Source organism: Pedobacter sp. MR2016-24 (genome assembly GCF_026239655.1).
Classification (GTDB): domain Bacteria; phylum Bacteroidota; class Bacteroidia; order Sphingobacteriales; family Sphingobacteriaceae; genus Pedobacter.
This window is the reverse complement of record NZ_JAPIVO010000002.1, coordinates 62,589-87,401: the sequence shown is the minus strand read 5'-3', so window position 1 is coordinate 87,401 and position 24,813 is coordinate 62,589. Positions and strand designations below refer to the sequence as shown.

The following is a 24,813-nucleotide window of genomic DNA, read 5'->3' as shown; positions in this document are numbered from 1 at the left end:
TGGGTATGTGTTTGATTGTTGTTAAAACATTAGCATAACATGATTCCCTACATTTTGTTTACTTTTGCCCTAATTATGAGTATAAAAGCCAAAAATCCTAAAAATTCATTCACCATCATGAATGAACTGGTCCTGCCAAACGACACCAATACATTAAATAATTTAATGGGTGGCAGGTTATTGCACTGGATGGATATAGCTGCTGCGATTTCAGCACAAAAACACTGCAACAGAATAGTTGTAACGGCTTCAGTAGATAACGTATCTTTTCAGCAGCCCATTAAACTAGGGGATGTAATTACCATAGAGGCTAAAGTAACCCGTGCTTTTCATACTTCAGTGGAAGTACGCCTGGATGTGTGGGCGGAGAATATCCCCTCGGGGAGTCGCGTAAAATCTAATGAGGCTTACTATACTTTTGTAGCGGTAGACCAGAGCGGCAGAACTATTCCGGTTCCTGAATTATTACCGGAAACGGAAGATGAGATTGAATTATTTGCAGGCGCATTAAGGAGAAGACAACTGCGTTTGATTCTTGCCGGAAAAATGGACGCAAATGATGCGATCGAATTAAAAGCCCTGTTTTTTAAAGACCAGGCATAAACCACATTGTTTTTCAAGGCATAAACAATATTATACTAACAACAGGAGAGATCTTAAATTCCTGTTGTTAGTCCCTGTTTTGGATTACAATCCTGACAGCTATTAGCTGCCCATCTCCAGGATCTTATCAAATTCTGTTGCCTTGAGCTGCATCACAGATAAGCGGCCTTGTTTGACCAATGAAATATCTTTCAGGCTTTCCTCTGCTTTAACCTGCTCCAGGGTAACCGGATTTTTTAGCGTCTCCACAGGAGACAGATCAACTACTACCCAATTGGTGTCATCTGTAGTTGGATCCTGATAAAACTCTCTCACCACTTTTGCAACGCCCACCACATGTTTTCCTTCATTGCTATGATAAAACAGGACAAGATCGCCCTCCTTCATCAATTTCATATTATTGCGTGCCTGATAATTGCGTACACCGTCCCAAAAAGTACGTCCGTCTTTGTTAAACTGTTCCCAGCTATATTTAAATGGTTCTGACTTGACTAAGAAGTAGTTCATCTATGTAAATAATTTATGTATGAAGACAGATATCAGCGATGTAATAAACATATACCTGACTTTCGGATCCAAAATTAACAAAAGGGGAACAATAAGAGCTTAAATAAATTCAAATGACCATTTTCCGCAAAAAGAAAGAACTCAACATCTTCTTTTTAAACATTTTAACTATATTTAATGGCTAACCAAATCCAATTGCTCGTTCTTTTATGATCACCTTTTTAACCATTATCAATATTATAGTATTTCTGCTGCTGGCCGGACTTCATTTTTATTGGGCATTTGGCGGCACTGCCTGGAAAGATGTAGTCATTCCTACTTATGGAAACGGAAGGTATCTGTTTATTCCTTCGATGGAAGTTACCGTATCTGTCGCAATCGGTATGCTGTTTTTTGCGGCGATAGATCTCGCACATCGCCACTGGCTGCATCTTTATATCGACCTCGAATATGTGCGTTATGGTGTCCTCATCATCTGTATCATTTTTCTGATGCGGGGCATAGGCGATTTCAGGTATATTGGCTTGTCAAAGAAATACAGGGAATCCCGGTTTGCAAAGATGGATACGCGATTATATAGTCCGCTATGCCTGCTTCTGGCGCTGACACATATCATCGCCTTCCTGGAAAGCTAACGGAAAGAGATTAGTGTAATACTTTGAACATCAATTCTTTCAACAACTCTCCATCGGTCACATTTCCCGTGCTATCCACTCCTTTACTTTTAAGGTCATATTCCCTTAATAAACTGATAATATCAAAGGTCTTGTTGATAGGATAACTTCTTGCTGCAGCTTCATAGTCCTTCACAAAATAAGGATTTACCCCCAGCTCTCTTGCTGCGTCTCCTTTATGCTGCAGATAATGATACTTCAGGATTTTGGTGAAATAAGCATTCAGATTCGCCATCACCATCACCATCGGATTTGCTTTGGGATTATCAGCAAAATAATTAACAATCTGATTGGCCTTCAGCACATTCCTTGACGCCAGTGCCTTTTGCAATTCAAAAACATTATACTCCTTACTGATGCCTATATTTTTCTGAATATGATCCGTATCAATAGTAGTTTCCTTACTCACGTTCAGCATCAGCTTCTCCAGCTCATTCGAGATCTTGGAAAGGTCCGTTCCAAGATATTCTGCCATCAGTGCTGCTGCCTGCGGTGCAATTTTTGCTCCTTTTTCTTTCACCAGATCCTCAATCCATCCCGCCAGTTTATAATCTCTTACCGGATCTGACTGAAATACAAGCCCGCTTTTAGTAATGGACTTAAAGATCTTCTTCCGCTTATCAAAATTTGCATATTTATAACCCAGCACCAGAATAGTGCTTTGCAGTGGTTTCTCAAAATAAGCCTGAACAAACTCAGCTTCCTTACTACTCCCCTCCGTTTCTTTAGCCCATTTAAGATCCTGCGCTTCCTTCACCACGATCAGCTGATAATCTGACATCATCGGATAGCGCTTCGCCGCATTTAAGATCGTAGCCATATCCGTATCCTTGCCATATAATACCGTCTGATTAAAGCCCTTTTCCATATCGCTCAGCACATGTTGTTCCATGTAATGGATAATCTGATCAATATAATAAGGTTCTTCGCCATGCAAGAGATAAACTGGCTTAAACTTTCTCGCTTTAATGTCTTTTATAATATCGGAAGCACTCATATAATTATCCAAATGTAACGGCTAAAAACTAATTATTAAAGGTTATTTTTGCACAAATGGCTTTTATACCCACAGCACTCAATCTACCGCATCACCCTTTCAAAATAACCATGAAAGCAGAGCAGTACTTTATCTTTGATGAAGTAAGAAAGAAACACCTGGTATTAACTCCCGAAGAGTGGGTAAGGCAACACTTTATCCACTACCTGATTAAAGAAAAGAAATTTCCGAAGTCACTCATCCAGATTGAAGCAGGTCTCAATTTAAACGACCGGCAGAAGCGTACAGATATCGTCATCTTCAATACCTCAGGACAGCGCATCATGGTGATCGAGTGCAAAGCACCGTCAGTAAAGATGTCTCAGGCGGTGTTCGACCAGGCATCCAGATACAATTCTGTACACAAAGCAAAGTGGTTGGTGGTAACCAATGGTTTGGTACATTGTTATGCTCAGATTGATCACCTTGCTTCCAGTTTCCTGTTCTTCGAAGAGTTGCCGCTGTACGCAGATCTTTAAATCGCTTCATATTCTATAAGTTCATCCTGATCTGTAAAATAAATGATGCTGTTTCCAGGCTGCCCAAGCTTTGAAGGAACCTTGGAATGCCTGTCTACAGCAATAATTTATTTTCTTAAACCACTAACTCACGTTATCTCCTACCTACAGACTGCAACCAGATACAGCTCAAAATCAACCTAGCAAATCAATCATAAAAACCTTCATTAAAACGCCCCTACACCAACCCACGATTAAGGTAAATAATGATTCCATATGCACATCTCCTAGACAGAACAATTAACATATATATACCTATACATCTTTACGTCTATATATCTGCACACCTATATACCGTTACCTCTATAGATCAAAATACCTACACATTTTGATACCAACAATTATATACCGCTATACTAATATGCGCCATACCGGACGCACCCTCCCCTAAAAGCCTTATCTGAAACTGGATATGTTGCATCATCCCGGGCCGTGGATACACATGTGAGTACGAAAAAAACGGGGAGAGGGGTATGCTGTCCTAGGATTGTTCGCCCCTTCAGGCGAATATTCCAGACAGCATACCCCTCTCCCCGTTTTTTTACAAAGCTTGTAAAGACTCCAGGATAATCTTCATCTTCCCTTCAGCATCAGCTTTCTTATTGCGCTCATTTTGAATAATTTCTGGTTTAGCGTTCTGCACAAACCTTTCATTACCCAATTTCGCATCTACTGCCTTCAGGAAACCCTGCAGATAAACCAGATCAGCATTCAAGCGTATCTTCTCCGCCTCTACATCAATCGTTTCATTCAGCTGAATAAAGAATTCGTCCTTACCCACCATGAAAGCTGACGCACCAGATACCTTATCACTCACGATATCAATCCCGGTAACATTCGCCAGTTTCGATATGATCGTACGCCATTTGTCGTAAGCTATTGCTGAATTCACCTTAATACTCAAAGGCAATCCTTCCTTCGGAGAGATTTGTTTAGTATTACGGATATTCCGAACTTCAGCAACAATCCCTTTCACTATTTCCACATCTTTTAACAACACCGTATCTGCATCCCCTACTACAGGATAAGGTGCGACGATAATACAATCCATTTCACCTTTCTCCCCGAACAATTCATCATGCCAAAGCTCTTCCGTAAGGAAAGGCATAAAAGGGTGCAGCAGACTCAGGATTTTTTCAAAGAAGCCTACCGTTGCTTTCAGGGAAGCAGGATCAATAGGATGCTGATAAGCAGGTTTCACCATTTCCAGGTACCATGCACAGAAATCATCCCATACCAATTTGTAGGTAGTCATCAGCGCTTCCGATAAACGGTATTGCTTAAAGTTATCTTCGATCTCCGCCAATGCCTCATTGAAACGGTTCTCAAACCATAAAATAGCTTGCTCATTAGGATTAGCCAGCGTATCATCCACCTCCCATCCTTTTACCAGGCGGAAGGCATTCCATATTTTACTGGCGAAATTCCGGCCCTGCTCACAGTAACTTTCGTCAAACATCAGGTCGTTTCCTGCAGGAGAGCAAAGCAGCATACCTACCCTCACGCCGTCAGCACCATATTTTTCGATCAGGCCAATCGGGTCAGGAGAGTTGCCCAGTGATTTAGACATTTTGCGACCCAGTTTATCGCGTACAATACCGGTCAGATATACATTCGTGAAAGGCTTTTTGCCCATAAACTCGTGTCCTGCCATAATCATACGCGCTACCCAGAAGAATAGGATTTCAGGAGCCGTAACCAGGTCGTTTGTCGGGTAATAATAGTTGATATCTTTATTGCCCGGGTTCTTCAAACCATCGAATACAGATATTGGCCATAACCATGAAGAGAACCAGGTATCCATTACATCTTCATCCTGCCTGATGAAAGGAGCCAGTTGGTGTTTAAAGCCATTCGCTTCTTCTTCCGTAAAATTACCATCAATATCTTTCAGTTTCAGAAATTCTTCTAAAGCTTCGTCTTTCGTTTTTGCGACTACCCAATTGTTTTTATCATCATACCAGGCAGGGATTTGCTGGCCCCACCAGAGCTGGCGACTAATATTCCAGTCGCGCACGTTTTCCATCCAGTGACGGTAGGTATTCATAAACTTTTCCGGAATCAGTTTCACATCACCATTCAGCACATCTTCCAGTGCAGGTTTTGCCATTTCATCCATCTTACAGAACCATTGCATAGACAACTTAGGCTCAATAGCCGCATCCGTACGCTCAGAGAAACCTACCTGAGATTTATAATCTTCTACCTTATCCAGGTGACCGGCTTCATCCAGCAGCACAGCAATTTTCTTGCGCGCTACGAACCTGTCTTCACCCACCAGGATTACAGCCAGTTCATTTAAAGTACCATCATCATTTAAGATATCAATTACAGGCAATTTATGTTTCACACCCAGTTCATAATCGTTCAGATCATGTGCCGGAGTTACTTTCAGACAGCCTGTACCGAAATCCATCGTTACATATTCGTCCTCAATTACAGGAATTTCCCTGTTGATCAGCGGTACAAACACAGATTTACCTTTCAGGTGTGTATAACGCTCATCATTGGGATTGATACAGATGGCTGCATCAGCCATAATAGTTTCAGGACGTGTAGTGGCAATAGTCAGATATCCTGCAGCGCTCCCTGTATTTGCAGGAGCAATAGCATATTTGATATAATACAATTTCTGATTTACTTCCTTACGGATTACTTCTTCATCGGAAACGGCCGTTTTACCTGCAGGATCCCAGTTTACCATGCGGATACCGCGGTAAATTCTTCCTTTTTTATATAAGTGGATGAAACTATCAATTACAGAATCAGAAAGATCTTCTTCCATAGTGAAACGCGTACGTTCCCAATCGCAGCTTGCCCCTAATTTCTTTAACTGATCAAGAATGATCCCACCGTATTTTTCTTTCCATTCCCAGGCATAAGCAAGAAACTCTTCCCTGGTCAGGTCTTTTTTACTGATCCCTCTTTCCTTTAACATGGCTACGACCTTCGCCTCTGTCGCAATTGACGCATGGTCAGTTCCCGGTACCCAGCAGGCATTTTTGCCCTGCATCCTGGCGCGACGGATTAAAACATCCTGAATCGTATTGTTTAACATGTGTCCCATGTGCAACACACCCGTCACATTTGGCGGAGGGATTACAATCGTATAAGGCTCACGCTCATCAGGTTCAGAATGAAAGAAGTTTTTTGATAACCAGTAGCTGTACCATTTATCTTCGGTTGCTGCCGGATCGTATTTCGTAGAAATGCTCATTATATTTTTAAAGTATCGGGTTCAATTACAAAAATAAGCTTTTTGGGGGAAAATAATTTATGCTTTCCACTCCACATCAAGAATTGCATATTCAAAATTATCCATCCACCCTGTTTTTAACGGCAGGATCTGTCTTTTTCTGCCTTCCTGCGTCATGCCTGCTTTCTCCAGCACACGTATAGAAGCCAAATTTTCAACTGCACAGCCTGCTTCGATACGGTGTAGTTTCAAGCGGTCGAAACCAAACCTGATTACTGCCCTGATCGCCTCAGTAGCATATCCCTGGTTCCAGTAATCCACATTGATTTTGTACCATACCTCGGCACTGTTAAACTTCAAAGAAGATAACTTCAATGCGATTAGTCCAATAAAACCTCCTTTTTCCAGCTCTACTGCAAATGTGTAGTTCTTGATCGTTTTTTTCTGATGGTCATTGATCCAGCCATCCACAATTATATTTGTCTCTTCTAAATCTTTAGGTATGCCTAAGGTATTGTATTGATCTGTTTCTGCAAGATGGTGCAACATATGAATAGACTCCAGGTCTGCCATCTCCACTAATCTTAACTTCAAGCGTTCTGTAAAAAATTTTAGTTCAGCCATTTATATCCGGGATTTAAGTTGATGCGCCAAATATAGTAAATCGCCTGCATTGGCTCAATTACCTGTTTGGACAATTGACACTATATAACATATATAGTAAGACCAACACAATAATAAATGTTAAAATATGTTAATACAGTATAATTTATCTAGTCATGGGATCTATTAAAATATATTCGATTACAGGAATGATCATCAGAAAACTGGGATTAACCAAAATCTACTATTGGTTCAATAAGTAATATTTTCATTAGACAACGATTGTTTAAGCTGTATTACTTAATTTCAACCCCTGTCAATTCTTACCTGAACAAGATCATGTTTACCGGCACAGTTATGTGTTCCTTTAGGCGGCATACGTTCATCAGGAATTGACGCGCTATAATTTACCTTAATTTATAAATAATGACCTTCACACACATGAAAAGCTACTTCGCAGCTTTAGGGATTGTGGCTGCGAGCTATTCTTCGTTCGCCCAGCAAGCTCCTCAAAAATTCATAGATCCTACCAATATGGATCTCACCGTAAAACCCGGAGATGATTTTTATACTTATGCCAGCGGAAACTGGATCAAAAAAAATCCTGTACCTGCAAAAGAAACACGCTGGGGTAGCTTCAACGAGCTTCGTGATTTTAATATAAATGCAGTAAAAACGCTGGTGGAAGATGCCGCGGCAGATAAAAGTGCACCGGCAGGTTCGGTAAAGAAAAGGGTCGGCGACTTCTATTCAGCAGCGATGGATAGCGTAACTATTGAAAAATTAGGTTACACTCCTATTAAAGGCGACCTGTCCCGGATCAGCAAAATCAAAGATCTTCAGGGTGTAATTGACGAGGTAATCACGATGCGCACCAGCGGAATAGGTAGCCCTATGTTCGGCTTCGGTGTTGGTCAGGATAGAAAAAATGTGACAAAATACCTTCCTCAGATCAGTCAGGGCGGCACAACATTGCCAGACCGCGATTATTACCTGAAAGATGACAGCAGAGTCCTCAAGATCAAAGAAGCCTATCTGAATTACATGACTACCTTGTTTACATTGACAGGTAGCGCTGCAGCAGAAGCTAAACAAAAAGCAAATACCGTATTTACAATAGAAAAAGCATTCGCTGAAGCACAGATGTCACGACTGGAAATGCGTGATCCTTATAAAACCTATAACAAGTTCACGGTAGCAGATTTCAGTAAAACAACCCCCAACATCAACTGGGTGACCACGTTGCCAAAACTACAAGTAAAAGGTCAGGATACCATTCTTGTTTCCTCTCCTAAATTCTTTGTGAGCCTGGACGGAATGCTGAAAAACATTCCTGTGGCCGACTGGAAAACTTACCTGCAATGGAATGTGCTGAAAAACTCTGCACCGAACCTGAGCTCTCCGTTTGTACAGGCGAGTTTTGCTTTTAACCAGGCCCAAACAGGTCAGAAAGTACAAACACCAAGATGGCAACGTATGTCGTCATTAACTGATGGCGCCATCGGTGAATTATTGGGTCAGCTATATGTGGCTAAATATTTCAAGCCGGAGGCGAAAGCAAGAATGACAGAACTGATCAGCAATCTGCGTAAAGCTTTTGAAATCAGGATCAACAACCTGGAATGGATGAGCGCTGTAACGAAAGAAAAAGCATTAGCTAAACTTAACGCTTTTGTACCGAAGATCGGTTATCCTGATAAATGGAAAGATTACAAAGGATTAGAAATTAGTCGCACCACCTATTTCCAGAACATTAGAAATGTAGGTGCATGGGGATACAAAGAAATGATCGACCAGTTAGGCAAACCCGTTGACCGCACCCGTTTCGGCATGACGCCACCAACGGTTAATGCATATTACAGCCCGACAATGAATGAAATCGTTTTCCCTGCCGGCATCTTGCAATTCCCATTCTTTGCTGCAAATGCAGATGATGCCATTAACTACGGTGGTATTGGCGCCGTGATCGGCCATGAAATGTCGCACGGCTTTGACGACAGCGGAAGTCAGTACGACAAAGACGGAAACCTGCGCAACTGGTGGACAAACGACGACCGCAGCAAATTTGATGCAAAAACCAAAGCATTGGGCGAACAGTATGACGGATATGCAGTACTTGATACCGTTAAAGTAAATGGAAAACTGACTATGGGTGAAAACATTGGTGACCTGGGCGGATTAAATGCAGCTTATACTGCATTTAAAATGACTAAACAGGGTCAGTCGAATGAAAAAATCGATGGTTTCACACCAGATCAGCGTTTCTTCCTTTCATGGGCGCAGGTATGGAGAGGTAATATCCTTCCGGAAAGTGCGGCACAGCTGATCAAAACAGATCCGCACTCGCCGGGAGAATTCAGAACTATCGGTGCACCGGTAAATATGGATGCCTGGTACGATGCCTTTGATGTTAAACCTGGTGATAAATTATATAAAAAACCAGAAGACAGAATCAGACTCTGGTAAATTCCTTTTACAACAGAAGCCGCTCCTGATCACAGGCAGCGGCTTCTTATTTAAAGAGAGCGCAACTAAAATTTACAGCCGATACCCACACCAAGCAGCCATGGGTTAATTTTAACATCGGCCTGGATATTACTTAATACAGGAGCCAGCTGGGGACTTCCTGCAGGGGTCAGGTTACTGGCATCTACCGTTGCAGTAGTAGATAAGAAGATTTTTTTGAGATCCACATTGATAAACAGTCTTTTGCTGATATCATAATCGAAACCCGCCTGCGCAGCAAAAGCAAATTTGTTTTTATACTCTATGTTTTTCACTACAGGTCCCTGATCTGCGCTGTAGAATATGGTGTAATTGATACCCGCACCCACATAAGGATTAAATTTTCCTACCGGATAATGATATTGTAAAGTCAGCGTCGGAGGCAAAAGCCATACCTTTCCCAGGTCTATATTTGCCGCATCTGCACCACCTATAGCAGTTAAATCTGAAAACCTTGTACTCACCTTATGTCTGGTCGTTCCCAGGATCAGTTCAGCCGCAAAATGACTGTTAAAGAAATAAGTGAAGTCCAGCTCAGGAATAAAAGAATTAGAAATGTCCACATCGCCTTTAATGACGCTGATATCTGCACTTTCCTGTGGCATTACACCTACCCCGCGCAACCTTACTCTCCATTCGTGTCCATTCGCTGATTTTGTTTCTGTCGTCTGACTAAAAACACTCATTCCAACAACCATCATTGCTGAAAACATGATTAACCTTTTCATAATAACTTGATTTATTTAAAATCAAATCTATTCGTATGAACAGGAAAAAATAATGAGATTAAACATACCTAAACATGATTTAAAGCAGGGTTTCCAGCTTTATTTACTGCTATCTTCGCCCTGCTGGCTATACTTTTCCTGTATTTTTTTCGGCAGTTTAGCTATAACAGATGAGCGCGACGCTGCAATTCTTTTCTTGAGTTCTCCATCCGCCATCACATCATAATCCATCAGGGTTATCCATTGTGTTTTAGCAAAATGTGAGGCCTGCTGTATACCATCCCTTGCCGTGAGTTCTTCAAATTCCTCAGGATCGCACTTAAAAGTGAGCGTACCTGTATCCAGCGATGCCAGTACATAGATCTTCTGCTCCACCATGAAACAGAGGTTCTCTCCCCATTTAAGATCTTCTTCAGTGCCTGGCAAACTGAGGCAGTATTCCCGGAGTATTTCAATATCCATGTAAAATAATTTAAGCAAATCTAAGTAATTCAGATAAATTTGAGGAATGAACCGAATTACTCTAACGGCCGACGGCTCCAATACGCTCTTCAATGAAACTATAGGTGAACATTACCATTCCAAACATGGTGCCCTGCAGGAAAGCAGACACGTATTTATAGACGCCGGTTTAAAACATGCAATGGCACTATTTCCGGAACAACCTATAGCCATATTAGAAGTTGGTTTTGGTACGGGCTTAAATTTCCTGCTTACTGCCGCGTTTGCAGAAGAGCAGCAGGTCAATGTCAACTATACGGGTATTGAAGCTTTTCCTTTAAGTATAGAAGAATTGGCGAGTACAAATTATGAGCAGTATGTACCCGCAGCGGTCTGGGATAACCTGATCACACATTATGCCGCAGCGATGGTCGATCCTGTTCAGCTGAATCCCTTTCTGGAGCTGAAAATCGCATTCACCACCTTAGCCGCATTTAGCAGGCCGCCGGTGTATGACTTAGTCTATTTTGATGCATTTTCAGTGCAGCATCAACCAGAGATGTGGTCGGACGAGATGATCGGGCACGTTTGTTCCTTCTTAAAACCAGGCGGAATATTTGTAACCTATGCCATTACCGGCAAACTGAAACGTGCTTTGAAGAGTCATGGTTTAAAGATTGAAAAACTGCCTGGTGCCCCTGGAAAAAGAGAAATGCTGCGTGCAGTAAAACTGACAGAACAGCCTGTTGATCTTTAATTGACAAATCCACGACGAAAACCGGCAAACACGCGACTTATATTGTTGTTTTTAATGGAGATTAGATTATTCCTAACAATTATAAGCGTGATATGAGTACGATAGAAAAAAGAAAATTAGGTAACACAGATTTATTAGTGAGTCCCATTACTTTTGGAGGAAATGTATTTGGCTGGACCATAGATGAGGCAAAGTCCTTTGAAATTCTGGATGCTTTTGTAGAAGCGGGTTTTAACTTTATTGATACGGCTGATGTTTATTCCAGATGGAAACCGGGAAATCAAGGTGGCGAGTCAGAGACCATCATTGGTAACTGGATAAAATCACGCAATAACCGCAACAAGGTGATCCTGGCTACCAAACTGGGCAGCGATATGGGTGATGGTAAAAAAGGTCTTTCTAAAAAATATATAACTGAAGCCATAGACGCATCTTTACTACGGTTGAAAACAGACTACGTAGACCTTTACCAGTCGCACTACGATGATCCTGAAACTCCCGTTGAAGAAACACTTGAAGCTTATGGTGAACTCATAAAAGCAGGGAAAATCCGCTGGATTGGCGCTTCTAATTTTAGTGCAGAACGTTTAAAAGAATCACTCGAAACCAGCAAGCGACTGAGTTTACCAAAATATCAGTCTTTCCAGCCAGAGTATAACCTGTATAACAGAGCAGAGTTTGAAAAAGAATATGAGCAGATTTGCCTTGACAATCAGCTGGGTGTCATTAACTACTATTCCCTTGCCAGCGGATTTTTGACAGGGAAATACCGGTCTGTGGATGATTTAGGTAAAAGCGCCAGAGGCGGAGGCATGAAAGATTACCTGAATGATAAAGGTTTCAGGGTACTCAAAGCATTGGACGAAGTTTCGGAACAATACAATTCCACGCCGGCAAGTGTAGCCTTAGCATGGCTGATTGCCCGTCCTTCTATCACTGCACCTATTGCCAGTGTAACCAGTTTAGCACAACTGGAAGATCTGACGAAAGCGGCATCCTTAAGACTAAATATGGAAGATATTGCCATTTTAGATGAAGCAAGCGCATTATCATAGCCTGCAGGCTGATGAGAATCAATTAGCCTGAGCACACAAATGCCCTGTCAGATAATATTTGGCAGGGCATTTGCATTTGGGTATTTTAACGCACATAAGACCAACAGGCAAAACATGAAAAACATCTCTCTACCATTTTACACCAAACTTGCAATGGTGTTGTTCTCACTTATTTGCCTTGGCTACCTAGCTATATTAGGACAAAGTCTGCTTGCTCCAATGCTCGCCTCTTTTTTACTTGCATTGTTATTATTACCGCTGGCCAATTCACTTGAGAATAAACTTAAATTTTCCAGAAGCCTTGCTGCTTTATGCGCTGTGATCGTCATGATCGCTTTCATCTCAGGTATATTGTACTTTCTGGTGAACCAGCTGAGCGATCTTGGGCAGGACTGGCCATTGCTGAAACAACAGGCAATTCATTCTTTTGAAGATCTGCAGCACTGGGTTTCCGGTACTTTCCATGTTAACGCCCATAAACAGATCGACTATCTGAAAAACAGCGCGACCAGTGCCGTAGCAACCAGCGCAACAGTCGTGGCCACTACCTTGATGACGCTGTCATCATCTTTACTTTTCCTTGCCTTTCTCTTATTATTCACCTTCTTCTTTTTAACCTATCGCCGGATACTTTATTCCTTCCTGGTAGGGGTTTTTAAAGAGGAACATGCACAAAAAGTGAGCGATATTGTAGGTCAGATTCAATACATTATCAAAAAATACATCGTCGGACTCTTCATTCAAATGCTGATTGTGACTGTGCTGATGATCATAGTGCTTAGCCTGCTTGGTGTAAAATACGCAGTGCTCCTGGGTTTAGTTACCGGAATATTTAACATTATCCCCTATATCGGAATTTTCAGCGCATTGCTGATCAGTATACTCATCACTTTTGCTACCGCAGGGGCGACTAAGGTCTTATTAGTGATCATCGCTTTCGTTGCCATTCACGCTTTGGACGGTAATATTTTAATGCCATTGGTAGTCGGCTCAAAAGTTAAAATCAATGCCCTGTTTGCTTTTATAGGCATTATCGTAGGCGAAATGATCTGGGGTATATCAGGCATGTTTTTATGTATCCCCTATTTAGCTATGCTGAAGATTATATTTGACAGGGTTGAGGAATTAAAGCCCTGGGGCATCCTGCTGGGTGATCAGCAAAATCCGAATAAAAAGCGAAAGGTATACCGCATCACTAAAAAGATCAAACTCGAAGAACAAGAGTAAATATAAAAGCCTCCGCATTTCATTGCGGAGGCTTTTATATTTTAATCAGCTTGTCTGACATTTTTAGACTATCTGACATTTTTTTGGAGGCGAGCAAGAAGCACTATCCCTGCTACCGATGTTAGTACGATTGTAATCATATGGATTATAATTGGTTAGAGTATTTAAATATACAACTAGACTGGTTCATTCAAAAACATTTATAAAAATTAATTGTAAAATTCTTGTTAACTTAATAATCCCTGAGGTTAATCTTCAGACTCAGCTCGAAGTCGCCCCCCGTATTTTGGCGCTGTGCAGCCATCTGACTGGTATAGAAGCCCTGTAAAGTGTATCTGTTATACTTTACCCCTACACCAAATGTCGAGCTCTTATCGCTGTGATACATCCCCATAAAAGACAGTATATTATTCTCAAACTTCAGATTGGTGCCGATATCCCATATATTATCGATATCCTTCGCTCCTCTAAAACTGATTTTGGGTTCCATCGTTACTGCATCCATATTTAAACCGATTTTGTAAGAGGCCGCAGCAAAATACGTAGATCCGTCAATTGTATTCTCTTCATCTTTCTGAAAGAACTTTTTGAGATTAGGCAGTGCAGCCTGCAAGGTTACGCGCTCTGTTGTATAGGCCATTCCCAGATCACCATCTATAAAGCCTTTACGCTGACTAAACCGGTCAGCCACCATATCATCCGGCATGGCTATAATATTTGGATTATCCAGTGCCTCACGCATTACACCCAGTGCTACACCGAAATGCAATTGCCTGTTCTCCCCATTCAATGGCAAATGATATGCATACATTCCCGTGATACGTGTACGGGAAATCAAACCTGCTTTATCCTTAAAAGCATTGAATCCCAGTCCTACTTTTTCATAACGGTAATCACCACTTGCATTCATGGTTACCGGCGATCCGGGAATTGCTCTCCACTGGTTCCGGTAACTCAGGTTGATATTAATCCCTTTGTCCATTCCTGCAAAAGACGGATTGCTGATATACTGGTTTTCATAATACTGCGTACTTAGCGGTCTGAGCTGCGCTGACACCGGCTCAGCACCAGCCATCAAAAAGATCAGGCAAAAACTTAGAAAAACGATCTTTTGATATATAGATTTAATCATTACTACTTCTTTTATAAATTTATTTGTCCTTTACTATAGATATAAATCCTGTCTTTTTAGACTTCCCTGAATTGAAGGTCAGTATATAGTAATAGGTATCTTCCTGTAGGGGATTACCATTAAATTGTCCGTTCCATGAGTTATCATAACCAATCATGCTAAACACGATACGTCCCTCACGGTCAAAGATCTTTACTTCATTATTCGGAAACTGTTCAATATTTTTCACAATCCAGAAATCATTGACCCCATCACCATTGGGCGTAATCATATTATTTGATTCCAGGTTCTCCGGTGCTTCAGCTGTTTCCATTGTCACCGCGGTCAAATCCGAGAAGTCGATTGCTGAAGTGAACAGTTGTCCCACATACCGTTCTGTAGCAGAAGAAACACTTTCCTTCACCATCAGGAAATCCTTGTAATTGCTGCTCGTTGTTTTCGAATGCGCTAATACCAGGTTTTTACTTTCGTTACCATTCAGTTCAACATCCTTATAACTCATCGCCACCTCCCCTTTAAAAGTAACTGGTCTGCTGAACCGGTACATCCGCACAATACTGTTGAATTTTGGCCAGATCACCACAGAAGACTCCTTCACTGCCGTTAGGTTATTCATCCCCCAGTCGTCAGTAGGAACAAGCGTTAAGCCATCCGTACTGAATACTGTTCCTCCCTGCACAAAAAGCCCTTCTGAACCTATCTTTAATTGCGCTTTCAAATTACTTCCAGCAAAGAGCAAGATTCCCATAGTTATTGCTATAATCGCTTTATTCATATCTGCTGATTATTAATTTTAAGCTCCATCTCTTATTTCATTTTTTTAAGAATGGCGTCAATCTGTTCCTGCTGATGTTTCATCACAGCTTTCAGTTCAGCAATTTCGTCCTGCTGTTCTTTTATGGCCTGAATTAAAACTCCCGTAAGCTGCGTATAGTCTACCTTTAGGAAGCCATCCTTACCCTGTGTGACCATTTCCGGATATACTTTCTGCAGTTCCTGCGCAATGACCCCTATTTTTGTACCCGTAGCATATTTATGCTGATCCTTATACTCGAAGCTCACTCCTCTCATCTGGTCTATCTTTTGTAGCACGGTACCCAACGTGGATATATTCGTTTTCAGCCTGTAATCAGAAGGTGTAAAGAAGTTGCCATTAATGGTCACATCCTGACCAAAAGTGGCATTCCCTGAAGCCTCAAAAGTTAAGCCCTTACCATTTGCACCATCGTTACTGATCGCGTTAACAGCAAGCTTAATATTTTCTGTCGCTTCATGATTTCCCAGATTGTCCTTAGCCGCTGCTGTCGCTGCGATCAAACCTGCATCTACATATTTCTTAGTCGCCGCATCCTGATCTGCCGCAGGATCTGCAAGGTTGTTGATATTGAAGTTTATCGTTCCGTCACCCAAAGAAAGAGGCGCAGTAGGATTAGCGAAACCACTTAACGGAATTGCACTCTTTGCCGTCGACACCGCTACTTTATCCGCATTGCCGACATACATTTCTCCCTCATTCAATTTGCTGTCTATTGGTGCCCAGGCTGTACCATCGTAAAAATAGAGACGTTTCTCCGTCGTGTTGAAATAAATATCACCAACCTTTGCCGTAGCTGCATCTGGTGCTGTTGGTCCCGATGGTGTAGTAGCAGATGTTGCTTTAGCATCTACATATTTTTTTGTTGCAGCCTCCTGATCATTTACAGGATCAGCAAGGTTAGTGATTTTGAAGTTTGCAGTTCCGTTACCAATAGCAAGATCTTTGGTAGCTGCTGCAAAATCACTCAATGGAATAGCAGATTTTAATACACCCATTGCTTTATTTTCAGCATCTCCAACAAAAATATGATCAGCAGGTAAGGTTAAAGCTCCTGGAGTAGACAGTTTACTATCTACATAAATTTTAGTAGCAGCATCCTGATCCAGCAATGGATCTTTCAGGAAACTGATGTTATATAATTCCGTGCCCCCGCCCATGTTTAATGTAGCCGTTGCCCTGCCAAAACCACTTACCGGGATCTGCACCTTTGTAGTTGCAGTGGCCATTCCCAGGTCATTGCCTACAAAGAAATTGCCTTTAGGCAAGCCTAGTAAAGTTGAAGGCGTTTTAAAAAGGTCATCTACATATTTCTTAGTAGAGGCATCACCATCCGCTAAAGGAACAGCAAGATTGCTTAATACAAAACCGCCCATCGAAACATCCGCAGCAGGCACAGCGAAGCCACTCAGAGGAATAGTATTTTTCAATATGCCAGCACCCTTTCCTGTGGCATCTCCCACCATGAAGTTATCCGTAGCCAGACTAATCCCTGCCGGAGCAATAACTTTGGTATCTATATAATTTTTGGTCGCTGCATCCTGAGCCGCTACAGGTTCTGCGAGATTAGTAACTTTGAAAGTTGCCGCTGATATATCAGCCGTAGGATTTCCAAATCCTGTAAGGCTGATTGTATTTTTAGCTACTGCAGATGCTCTTCCCTGGGCATTACCTATCAGCAATTGTCCAGTTGCTAAAGGAACGCTATTTAAGTTAATAGCTCTGGTGTCTACATAGTTTTTAGTGGCTGCATCCTGTAGTGCTACCGGATCGGCCAGATTGATAATTTTAAAATTAGGACCCGTTCCACTAACAGGTCCCATAGAAATATCTGCTGCCGCTCTGTCAAAACCACTGATCGGAATCAGGCTTTTTAAAACACCAACTGCTTTATTTGAAGCATTACCAACAAAAAAGCTATTGTTGGCTAATGTTAATGAACTTGGTGTTGCCAGTAGCGCATCAACATATCCTTTTGTCGCCGCATCCGATGCTGCAGACGGAGTTGCAAGATTTATAATTTTGAAATTATCCGTACCATCTCCTAATTGCACATCATTCAAAGGTGGACCAAATCCACTTAATGGAATTTTCAGTTTATCAAGTTTTAAATCACTTACAGCCTTATCATTTATTGCCAGAACACCCGCATTGGTAATAGTTGCATCCCCCGTTACAGGAACAGAAACCGGAACACCTGAAGCACTACCTACAAAAATTTGTCCGGGCTTTAGCGAAATGTTAACCCCCATCCAGCTGTTACCATTATAAACATAAAGCTTATGGTCAGCTATATTGTAGAATAAGTCACCTTCTTTAACACTTCCTGTTAAGGGATCTGGATTGATTGCTCCACTAGGTGTAGATCCGTTGGTCGTAATTTTGAACCAGACTACCCCATTATTAATATAAGTATTATTATCATCCTTATTGAAGAACATTTCGCCCGCTTTCGCAGGAGTAGGAAATTCACCAGCCGAACCACTGGCAATGACCCCACCACCTACCGGAACCCATCCGTCAGCAGTGTAGGCATATAATTTTTTCTCTGTTGTGTTATAAAACAGATCTCCCGCTTTTGCAGTTAAAGGTTTTTCTGCATCCGTGCCGGATTTGAAACCGCGGATGTCTTTATCAATATCCATTATAGCTGCATTGATTACAGCAACCCTTAATGCATCGTTTGTAAATTCCGGATCAAAAGTACCTAATGCGTAGCCATTTCCGGTAGGTCTAAATAACGTCCCTGTACTATAAGCATTTGGAAAAGTAGAGAATTCAAATGTTGCTCCACGTAAATAAGTAACATCTACGACGAGGAGATCACCAATCAGGCTAACGATTTTATCAATCCGGTAGGTTTGTCCCTGACTATCGGCTATCATATCCCCTATCATTACATCTGAGGCTGAATACAGCGATAATGGATCTGTAAACTTACCTTCAATAGAGTAATTGGAGTTTATAGTTGTAGGCGTCTCAGAGCTCCCACTGATATAAAATCTACCATTAAGTCTGGCTTGAGCTTGACTATTGATCGACATTGTCATCAATACAAGCACAAATATGTAAAATAAATTTATTTTCATTTTAGAATCCCTTATCTTAAATTTATTATCAGCATGAGTTTAAAAAGCTAACATTAAACTGTAGATCTTAATAGAAGGCACAAGTTTGAGTACAAGCAGGTTTCCACCAATGCTCTCTACATTTATCGTAGCTGTGTACCCGGCACTACTAGGAACCTTAAAAGCCAAGGGAACTGTATTTCCACTTACTCTATCTAAATAGGTTATGCCTACTGGTGGCATAAAATCTTCTACACTATTATTTATAGCTGTATTTCCATCTTTAATATTAAAATATACTACTGGTGCAGCATCACTTCCTGCTTTTCCAAATAGGGCATTATCACCATTTAATCTTAGGGACATCATATTGACACCAGCCGGAATAGTTATTGTAAATCTATTTGGGGTTCCTGCGATAGGACCTTCACTTTGAACGATGGTAATGCCTTCTCCGTCAGCTTTCACCATAAAGTATGGTAAGTTACTTGGATGGTATACTTTTACTGCACCAACACTATTTCCACCACCTGTTGCTGGAGTTACCCATTCAGCAGCAGTACCTGTGGCATTCACAGTTAACACCTTTGCAGCATCAGTAGGTGTAACAATAGGTGCAATCTTATCCAGTTTGATTTTATCAGCTGGCAGCATTAAACTGGTGTTTGTGGTTGAACCTGCCGGGATAACAACTGTATTACCCGTACTTGAAGCAAGACTACTTTGTGTAGCAGTAGAAGTATAGGTCAAATTAGTTGCTCCACCACCGCCTGCAGCACCATTCGACGCCGCAGTAATTCTACCTTTGGCATCAACAGTAATATTTGCCGCAGTATAACTACCAGCAGTAACAGCTGTGCTGGTTAAAGCCAGTGTTGGGTTACCTGCAACACCATCGCCATTGGTAACCGTCACCTCACCTGTTGTGCCAGTAATTGAACGGTTAGTTGAGGTTCCGGCAGCAGTGCGTACCAGAATCCCATTAGCTGTTACGCCAGCAAGACCTGTGGCAGTTCCGCTTACGTTTCCGGTGATATTACCAGTTACATTACCAGTCAGATTACCATTGAAAGTCCCCGCAGTGATTGCAACAGCGGAAAAATTTCCTGTAGCATCTCTTTTCACTATCGTATTTGGCGTAGCCAGATTGGTAGCGGCAGTAGTTGCAATAGTTGCCGTATTTACAGCGGCAGCAGTAGACCCACCTACAGTAGCAACCCTGGGCAGATCAGCTGTATTACTTAAGTCACCAGCCAGCATTACTACACCACGTGTGGTAGTGGTTGCTGAAGGGGCACCCGAAGAAGCCACCCCATCTACATAAGTTTTCAATGCTTTTACAGATGGATACTTTATATCAGACGCGGCATCCGTAGCAACATCGGTACTGATATTTGAAATATTCTGCTTTAAATCTAATGCAGATTGTGTAGCTGTACTTATCGGTTTAGCAGCATCGCTTGTATTGTCTACATTGTTCAGCGCAAGATCCTGCTTCAATTGTGCAGGTGTTTTCTGTCCGATTGTAGTAGTGGTTGCAGCATATAAATAACTTCCGGCAGTAAGCGAATTCAATCCTGTACCTCCGTTTGCTACACCAACAGTTCCGCTTAGCGAAGTTGCCGTAGAAGCATTACCAATCAGATTACCGGTTATAGTTCCTGCTATAAAATTACCGTTTGCATCTCTTTTAACTATAGTATTCGCTGTGTTTACTGCAGTCGCAGCATTTGCAAGAATTACTCCTGCATTTACAGCTGTTGCAGCAGATCCACCTACCAGCAAAACTTTAGGCGCCGCAGCAGTTCCGCCCAGGTCGCCTGCCAGCTGAACAATACCTTTACCCGTTGTACTGGCATCAGGCGATCCTGAAGCCGACAAAGCATCAACGTAAGTTTTTATAGCCTTTACAGTAGGATATTTTTCATCAGAGCTACCATCAGTACTCACATTTGTACTTTTATTCGCTTTATCTTCTTTAAGTGCCAGTGCAGTAGTTGTAGCTGCACTAACCGGTTTTGCGAGGTCACTGGTATTACTCACATTTTCTAAACCGATATTCGCTTTAGTCAATATCACATCCGGACCTGCAACCCCGTTGACTGACGTCACAGCATTGCTTGTTGGCGTTAAAATCTCTTTCCAGTTACTTAGTGTCGAAGCGGGTGTAGCACCTAATACAAAACTCTTGCTTACATCTGTTCTGATCACCGTACTTCCAATTTGTGCACCTGTAAGACCAAGCATTTGAGCTTCACTTCCGAATACATTTACTGAAGCAAAAGAAAGCGAAGGAATTTGCGATACCGGTACCTTACCCGATGCATCAAGAGTAGCTACCCCATTAACTGCTGCCTTCTCAGAAAGATCAATCTTGGTATTCAGTGCTGCCTGAGCAGAATTGCTGATAGGTTTTAGCGCATCAGCAACATTACTCACATTTTCTAATTGTAAATCAGCTTTTACCTGAGCGGGTGTTCTCTGCTGAAGCGTAGTGCTTGTTGCAGCACTAATAAAACTCCCGGGAGTATAACTGATCATTCCGGTACCACCTCTTACTGCCTGTAAGTTGGTAATTAACGGTTCTTTCAAAGCCAATCCGGGCACAGTCGGCGCAGAAGCAATGCCAGACAGATCGCCTGCCAGCTGAATCTTACCAATAATGGTAGTGGTTGCATCAGGAACACCGCCAGCACCAATCACCGCCTCGTTAACTTTGGTATCAACATACGTTTTGGTCGCCTTTTCAGTAGGGTATTTTGTATCGGAGTTAGATGCTAAAGTAACATCGGTGCTTTTGTTCGCTTTGTCCTCTTTCAGATCAAGTGCAGTTTGGGCCGCAGTACTTACGGGCTTATCCGCATCAGAAGTATTACTTACTAGGTTTAATCCAAGGTCTTCTTTTACCTGGGACGGCGTTCTTTGTTGTAAAGTTGTCGCATCAAGTGCGTTGATGAAATTCCCGGGGCTGTAAGAAGTGATTCCCGTTCCACCATTTGGTACCTGAACTGTTCCACTTACTGAACCTGCAATTGTGGCGGTTGCCGCATTTCCATTCAGGTTACCAGTAACAGTACCTACCTCAATATTCCCCAAACCATCTCTTTTCACAATGGTTCCGGCTATATTCTGAGCCGTAGCAGCATTGGCAAGGTCAACTCCAGTTTTGATATCACTTGCATTTGCACCGCCTACTGTTTTAACAGTAGGTGCAGCAGCAGTACCTGCAAGATCCCCCGCAAGCATTATCCTTCCCTTAACCGCTGTAGTTGCATCAACCCCACCACTTAAGTTATCTACGTAATTTTTTACCGCATTTACTGTTGGATATTTTTCATTTGAAGCCGCATCTATAGTAATACTGGTGCTTTTATTTGCTTTATCCTCTTTTAGATCAAGTAAAGCTTGTGTAGCAGTACTTACAGGTTTTAAAAGATCGGAAGTATTGTCGACCTTATCTAAACCTAAACCGGCTTTAATACCTTCCGGAGTAGTTGCACCTGTACCGCCACTCGCTACAGGTAAAACACCCGTAATTTTTGAGCCGCTTACACTTTCAATTTTCGCATCGGTTACGCTGCCGTTCTTAATTTTATCTGCGGTAATAGCATCATTGGCAACAAGGGGAGCTTCTGCCGTGCCTGTTAAATCACCTGCAAGCTGCACCTTACCCTTGGCCAGAGTTGTTGCATCAGGTGTGCCGCTTGCCACAATTGCGTCCAGAGCGGCCTGCGTAGCTGTACTTATTGGTTTATTCAGATCGGAAGTATTATCAACATTACCTAAACCCAGACCGATTTTAATACCTTCAGGTGTTGTTGCACCTGTACCGCCGTTGGTTATGGGAACAATACCAGTAATTTTTGAGCCGCTTACACTTTCAATTTTCGCATCGGTTACGCTGCCGTTCTTAATTTTATCTGAGGTAATAGCATCATTGGCAACAAGAGGAGCTTCTGCTGTGCCTGTTAAATCCCCTGCAAGCTGCACCTTACCCTTGGCCAGAGTTGTTGCATCAGGTGTGCCGCTTGCCACAATTGCGGCCAGAGCGGCCTGCGTAGCTGTACTTATTGGTTTATTCAGATCGGAAGTATTATCAACATTACCTAAACCCAGGTTTGTTTTTGCACCGGCTGCAGTAGTTGCTCCTGTACCGCCATTTGCAATAGCAGTAGTTCCGGTATTCCCATTTCCTCCTGTACCATTGGCCGCAGCAGTAATCCGCCCATTTGCATCAACAGTAATATTTGCTGCAGAATAGGTACCGGCAGTTACGCCTGTAGCAGCTAATCCCAGCGGACTAGCAGTATTTCCTAAACCAGTTAATGTAGCATCATGTGTTACAATACCACTCCCTGTACCGCTACCACCAACTATAGAAGCCAGATCAACATGGCTGTTTCTTGGTCCCGAGATAGATAAAACCGTACCGGCAAGACTTAACGACTGATTTAAATCGGCAAGACTTACTGAATTACCATTTTTTATAGACAGGTTATAAGCTGCATCGAAACTCAGGATTGGTGTTCCGCCCCCTCCTCCGTTTACAGCAGCAAGAATCTGCGCATCAACATACTTTTTTGTAGCAGCATCCTGTGCAGCGACAGGATCGCCAAGATTTTTAAGTAAAAAACCACCAAGGGCTATATTTTTTGTTGGTATCCCAAATCCACTCAATGGAATAGTCGTCTTGTTTAAGTCCACATTTCTGATGGTACCATCTGCAATCTTTTCAGATGTAATGGCATTATCTGCAACATCCAGACTCAAATCCGTTAATACCGACTCTTTACCTATGATGGCAATTGTTCCCGGGGAAGTAACAGTTTTCCCCGTTGCGGGTATTCCGCTCCCCGAATCTCCCTTTGGACCAATCAGTACTGTACCATTTCCCGGCCATACTCCATTGGCTTTCGGACCAAATAAAGTGCTCGTTGCAGTGTTCAGATAAAAATCTCCATTTGCACCTAAACTGGTAGCAGGGGCGGTAATTCCATTTAGAATAGTATTCCCACTGGTACCTGTACCGCCTCCGGAAGTTATTTCTGAATTATTGACCAGCTTTTGCCATTGTCCGTTATTGTAATAATAAAAGCCTGCGGAGTTGGTGGTCTGATAGATCAGCAAACCATTGGCAGGGTTATTGATATCGTTACGTTGAAGTAATGACAGTCTTGGAATAAGTAAACCTTTAGAGGTGGATAAAATTTCAAGTTGAGCACTAGCGTCAGGAGCATTAGTACCTATACCTACCTGAGCTTTCGCACCGAATGCTGTAAACATTCCGATGAGCACAGCAAATTGCATTACTCTTTTATTCATGAGATAACGTTAATATATTGGTGTATCGATTGTATAATGTTGATCTGAGACAAAAAACCAGGAGAAAGCCATAATTAAAAATTATGCGCATACCCCCATCCCCCTTCTGCAGGATCAGATTCAAATAATAAAATAAAATTCCGTTGGAAATAAGAATACCTGAGCAATACATGTGTATTGATTACTCATGATCTGATTGAGAGCGGAATTAAAGCCTTTTAGTCGCGTTTCTTTCGTATAAACATAAATTAGTAATGAGCGTAAATCATAAACATATTTTCAAGGCGTAGATGTGAATCAATGTTGTGCTTACAAAAGTAATTATACGATGTAAATTTAATATTACATGCAGTAAAATTATTACTCACAAATGTAACTATTTTGATGTCAAATACAATAATACACAAACAACTTATAATCAACAGATTAAATGTTTTTATATTCCGTAATTTGAATAAATTAACAGATCAACAGCATATAAAGGGCAATAAAGCACTGATTATTATAGCTATATGCGAAGAGATTAACGTGTATTAAAAATTCTGAACCAGGGCAACCGCTCATAATTTACTGTTATTTAATTCTTAATACAACCCTATTTTTAATTAGTCATCTGATTATAAGCCA

The 24,813-nt window shown here is 41.8% G+C and carries 17 protein-coding genes; 7 read left to right on the top strand and 10 right to left on the bottom strand.

What is annotated here, in order from left to right:
- Positions 1-75: 75 nt before the first annotated feature.
- Positions 76-603: an acyl-CoA thioesterase gene (locus OQX62_RS04540; RefSeq protein ID WP_265830224.1), complete on the top strand. Its 528-nt coding sequence runs from the start codon at positions 76-78 to the stop codon at positions 601-603.
- A 102-nt stretch (positions 604-705) separates the two neighbouring features.
- Here the strand turns inward: OQX62_RS04540 and OQX62_RS04535 are convergent, their stop codons facing one another.
- Positions 706-1,110, bottom strand: coding sequence for an EVE domain-containing protein (locus OQX62_RS04535; protein WP_265830223.1), 405 nt, complete (start codon positions 1,108-1,110; stop codon positions 706-708).
- 209 nt (positions 1,111-1,319) lie between these two features.
- Between OQX62_RS04535 and OQX62_RS04530 the strand changes: the two genes are divergently transcribed.
- A complete protein-coding gene (locus tag OQX62_RS04530) occupies positions 1,320-1,745 on the top strand; it encodes a DUF3995 domain-containing protein (RefSeq protein WP_265830222.1) in 426 nt (141 codons plus the stop codon).
- A gap of 10 nt (positions 1,746-1,755) precedes the next feature.
- Here the strand turns inward: OQX62_RS04530 and holA are convergent, their stop codons facing one another.
- On the bottom strand, positions 1,756-2,781 hold the full coding sequence (holA, locus tag OQX62_RS04525) for a DNA polymerase III subunit delta (protein WP_265830221.1): 1,026 nt from the start codon (positions 2,779-2,781) through the stop codon (positions 1,756-1,758).
- 56 nt (positions 2,782-2,837) lie between these two features.
- On the opposite strand from holA, the gene OQX62_RS04520 reads away from it, so the two are divergent.
- A complete protein-coding gene (locus tag OQX62_RS04520; protein WP_265830220.1) occupies positions 2,838-3,299 on the top strand; it encodes a type I restriction enzyme HsdR N-terminal domain-containing protein in 462 nt (153 codons plus the stop codon).
- A 580-nt stretch (positions 3,300-3,879) separates the two neighbouring features.
- Here the strand turns inward: OQX62_RS04520 and OQX62_RS04515 are convergent.
- On the bottom strand, positions 3,880-6,555 hold the full coding sequence (locus tag OQX62_RS04515; protein WP_265830219.1) for a valine--tRNA ligase: 2,676 nt from the start codon (positions 6,553-6,555) through the stop codon (positions 3,880-3,882).
- 57 nt (positions 6,556-6,612) lie between these two features.
- Positions 6,613-7,158: a GNAT family N-acetyltransferase gene (locus tag OQX62_RS04510; RefSeq protein ID WP_265830218.1), complete on the bottom strand. Its 546-nt coding sequence runs from the start codon at positions 7,156-7,158 to the stop codon at positions 6,613-6,615.
- 405 nt (positions 7,159-7,563) lie between these two features.
- On the opposite strand from OQX62_RS04510, the gene OQX62_RS04505 reads away from it, so the two are divergent.
- A complete protein-coding gene (locus tag OQX62_RS04505) occupies positions 7,564-9,603 on the top strand; it encodes a M13 family metallopeptidase (RefSeq protein WP_265830217.1) in 2,040 nt (679 codons plus the stop codon).
- A 65-nt stretch (positions 9,604-9,668) separates the two neighbouring features.
- Here the strand turns inward: OQX62_RS04505 and OQX62_RS04500 are convergent, their stop codons facing one another.
- Positions 9,669-10,370, bottom strand: a complete 702-nt coding sequence (locus tag OQX62_RS04500) for an OmpW/AlkL family protein (protein ID WP_265830216.1) — start codon at positions 10,368-10,370, stop codon at positions 9,669-9,671.
- 99 nt (positions 10,371-10,469) lie between these two features.
- Positions 10,470-10,832, bottom strand: a complete 363-nt coding sequence (locus OQX62_RS04495; RefSeq protein WP_265830215.1) for an MmcQ/YjbR family DNA-binding protein — start codon at positions 10,830-10,832, stop codon at positions 10,470-10,472.
- Between the two features lie 46 nt (positions 10,833-10,878).
- Here OQX62_RS04495 and mnmD point away from each other — a divergent pair, with 46 nt between their 5' ends.
- From mnmD to OQX62_RS04480, 3 genes are all read left to right on the top strand, one after another.
- Positions 10,879-11,568 carry a tRNA (5-methylaminomethyl-2-thiouridine)(34)-methyltransferase MnmD gene (mnmD, locus tag OQX62_RS04490; RefSeq protein WP_265830214.1) on the top strand — a complete coding sequence of 230 codons (690 nt, stop codon included), beginning with the start codon at positions 10,879-10,881 and terminating at the stop codon, positions 11,566-11,568.
- Between the two features lie 101 nt (positions 11,569-11,669).
- The gene (locus tag OQX62_RS04485) at positions 11,670-12,623 is read left to right on the top strand and encodes an aldo/keto reductase (protein ID WP_265830880.1); all 954 of its coding nucleotides are present in this window, start codon (positions 11,670-11,672) and stop codon (positions 12,621-12,623) included.
- A 114-nt stretch (positions 12,624-12,737) separates the two neighbouring features.
- A complete protein-coding gene (locus OQX62_RS04480; RefSeq protein ID WP_265830213.1) occupies positions 12,738-13,850 on the top strand; it encodes an AI-2E family transporter in 1,113 nt (370 codons plus the stop codon).
- Between the two features lie 232 nt (positions 13,851-14,082).
- Here the strand turns inward: OQX62_RS04480 and OQX62_RS04475 are convergent, their stop codons facing one another.
- From OQX62_RS04475 to OQX62_RS04460, 4 genes are all read right to left on the bottom strand, one after another.
- Positions 14,083-14,982, bottom strand: coding sequence for a PorP/SprF family type IX secretion system membrane protein (locus OQX62_RS04475; RefSeq protein ID WP_265830212.1), 900 nt, complete (start codon positions 14,980-14,982; stop codon positions 14,083-14,085).
- 19 nt (positions 14,983-15,001) lie between these two features.
- The gene (locus tag OQX62_RS04470; protein ID WP_265830211.1) at positions 15,002-15,757 is read right to left on the bottom strand and encodes a gliding motility-associated C-terminal domain-containing protein; all 756 of its coding nucleotides are present in this window, start codon (positions 15,755-15,757) and stop codon (positions 15,002-15,004) included.
- A 32-nt stretch (positions 15,758-15,789) separates the two neighbouring features.
- Complete coding sequence (locus OQX62_RS04465) at positions 15,790-18,840, bottom strand: tail fiber domain-containing protein (protein ID WP_265830210.1); 3,051 nt, start codon at positions 18,838-18,840, stop codon at positions 15,790-15,792.
- 84 nt (positions 18,841-18,924) lie between these two features.
- The gene (locus OQX62_RS04460; protein WP_265830209.1) at positions 18,925-24,186 is read right to left on the bottom strand and encodes a beta strand repeat-containing protein; all 5,262 of its coding nucleotides are present in this window, start codon (positions 24,184-24,186) and stop codon (positions 18,925-18,927) included.
- Positions 24,187-24,813: the final 627 nt, after the last annotated feature.

Coding starts and splice junctions, on each gene's coding strand:
- OQX62_RS04460 (WP_265830209.1), bottom strand. CDS start 24,186: ATGAATAAAAGAGTAATGCAATTTGCTGTGCTCATCGGAATGTTTACA.
- OQX62_RS04505 (WP_265830217.1), top strand. CDS start 7,564: ATGACCTTCACACACATGAAAAGCTACTTCGCAGCTTTAGGGATTGTG.
- OQX62_RS04495 (WP_265830215.1), bottom strand. CDS start 10,832: ATGGATATTGAAATACTCCGGGAATACTGCCTCAGTTTGCCAGGCACT.
- OQX62_RS04465 (WP_265830210.1), bottom strand. CDS start 18,840: ATGTCGATCAATAGTCAAGCTCAAGCCAGACTTAATGGTAGATTTTAT.
- OQX62_RS04515 (WP_265830219.1), bottom strand. CDS start 6,555: ATGAGCATTTCTACGAAATACGATCCGGCAGCAACCGAAGATAAATGG.
- OQX62_RS04535 (WP_265830223.1), bottom strand. CDS start 1,110: ATGAACTACTTCTTAGTCAAGTCAGAACCATTTAAATATAGCTGGGAA.
- OQX62_RS04480 (WP_265830213.1), top strand. CDS start 12,738: ATGAAAAACATCTCTCTACCATTTTACACCAAACTTGCAATGGTGTTG.
- OQX62_RS04530 (WP_265830222.1), top strand. CDS start 1,320: ATGATCACCTTTTTAACCATTATCAATATTATAGTATTTCTGCTGCTG.
- holA (WP_265830221.1), bottom strand. CDS start 2,781: ATGAGTGCTTCCGATATTATAAAAGACATTAAAGCGAGAAAGTTTAAG.
- OQX62_RS04540 (WP_265830224.1), top strand. CDS start 76: ATGAGTATAAAAGCCAAAAATCCTAAAAATTCATTCACCATCATGAAT.
- OQX62_RS04500 (WP_265830216.1), bottom strand. CDS start 10,370: ATGAAAAGGTTAATCATGTTTTCAGCAATGATGGTTGTTGGAATGAGT.
- mnmD (WP_265830214.1), top strand. CDS start 10,879: ATGAACCGAATTACTCTAACGGCCGACGGCTCCAATACGCTCTTCAAT.
- OQX62_RS04475 (WP_265830212.1), bottom strand. CDS start 14,982: ATGATTAAATCTATATATCAAAAGATCGTTTTTCTAAGTTTTTGCCTG.
- OQX62_RS04470 (WP_265830211.1), bottom strand. CDS start 15,757: ATGAATAAAGCGATTATAGCAATAACTATGGGAATCTTGCTCTTTGCT.
- OQX62_RS04520 (WP_265830220.1), top strand. CDS start 2,838: ATGGCTTTTATACCCACAGCACTCAATCTACCGCATCACCCTTTCAAA.
- OQX62_RS04510 (WP_265830218.1), bottom strand. CDS start 7,158: ATGGCTGAACTAAAATTTTTTACAGAACGCTTGAAGTTAAGATTAGTG.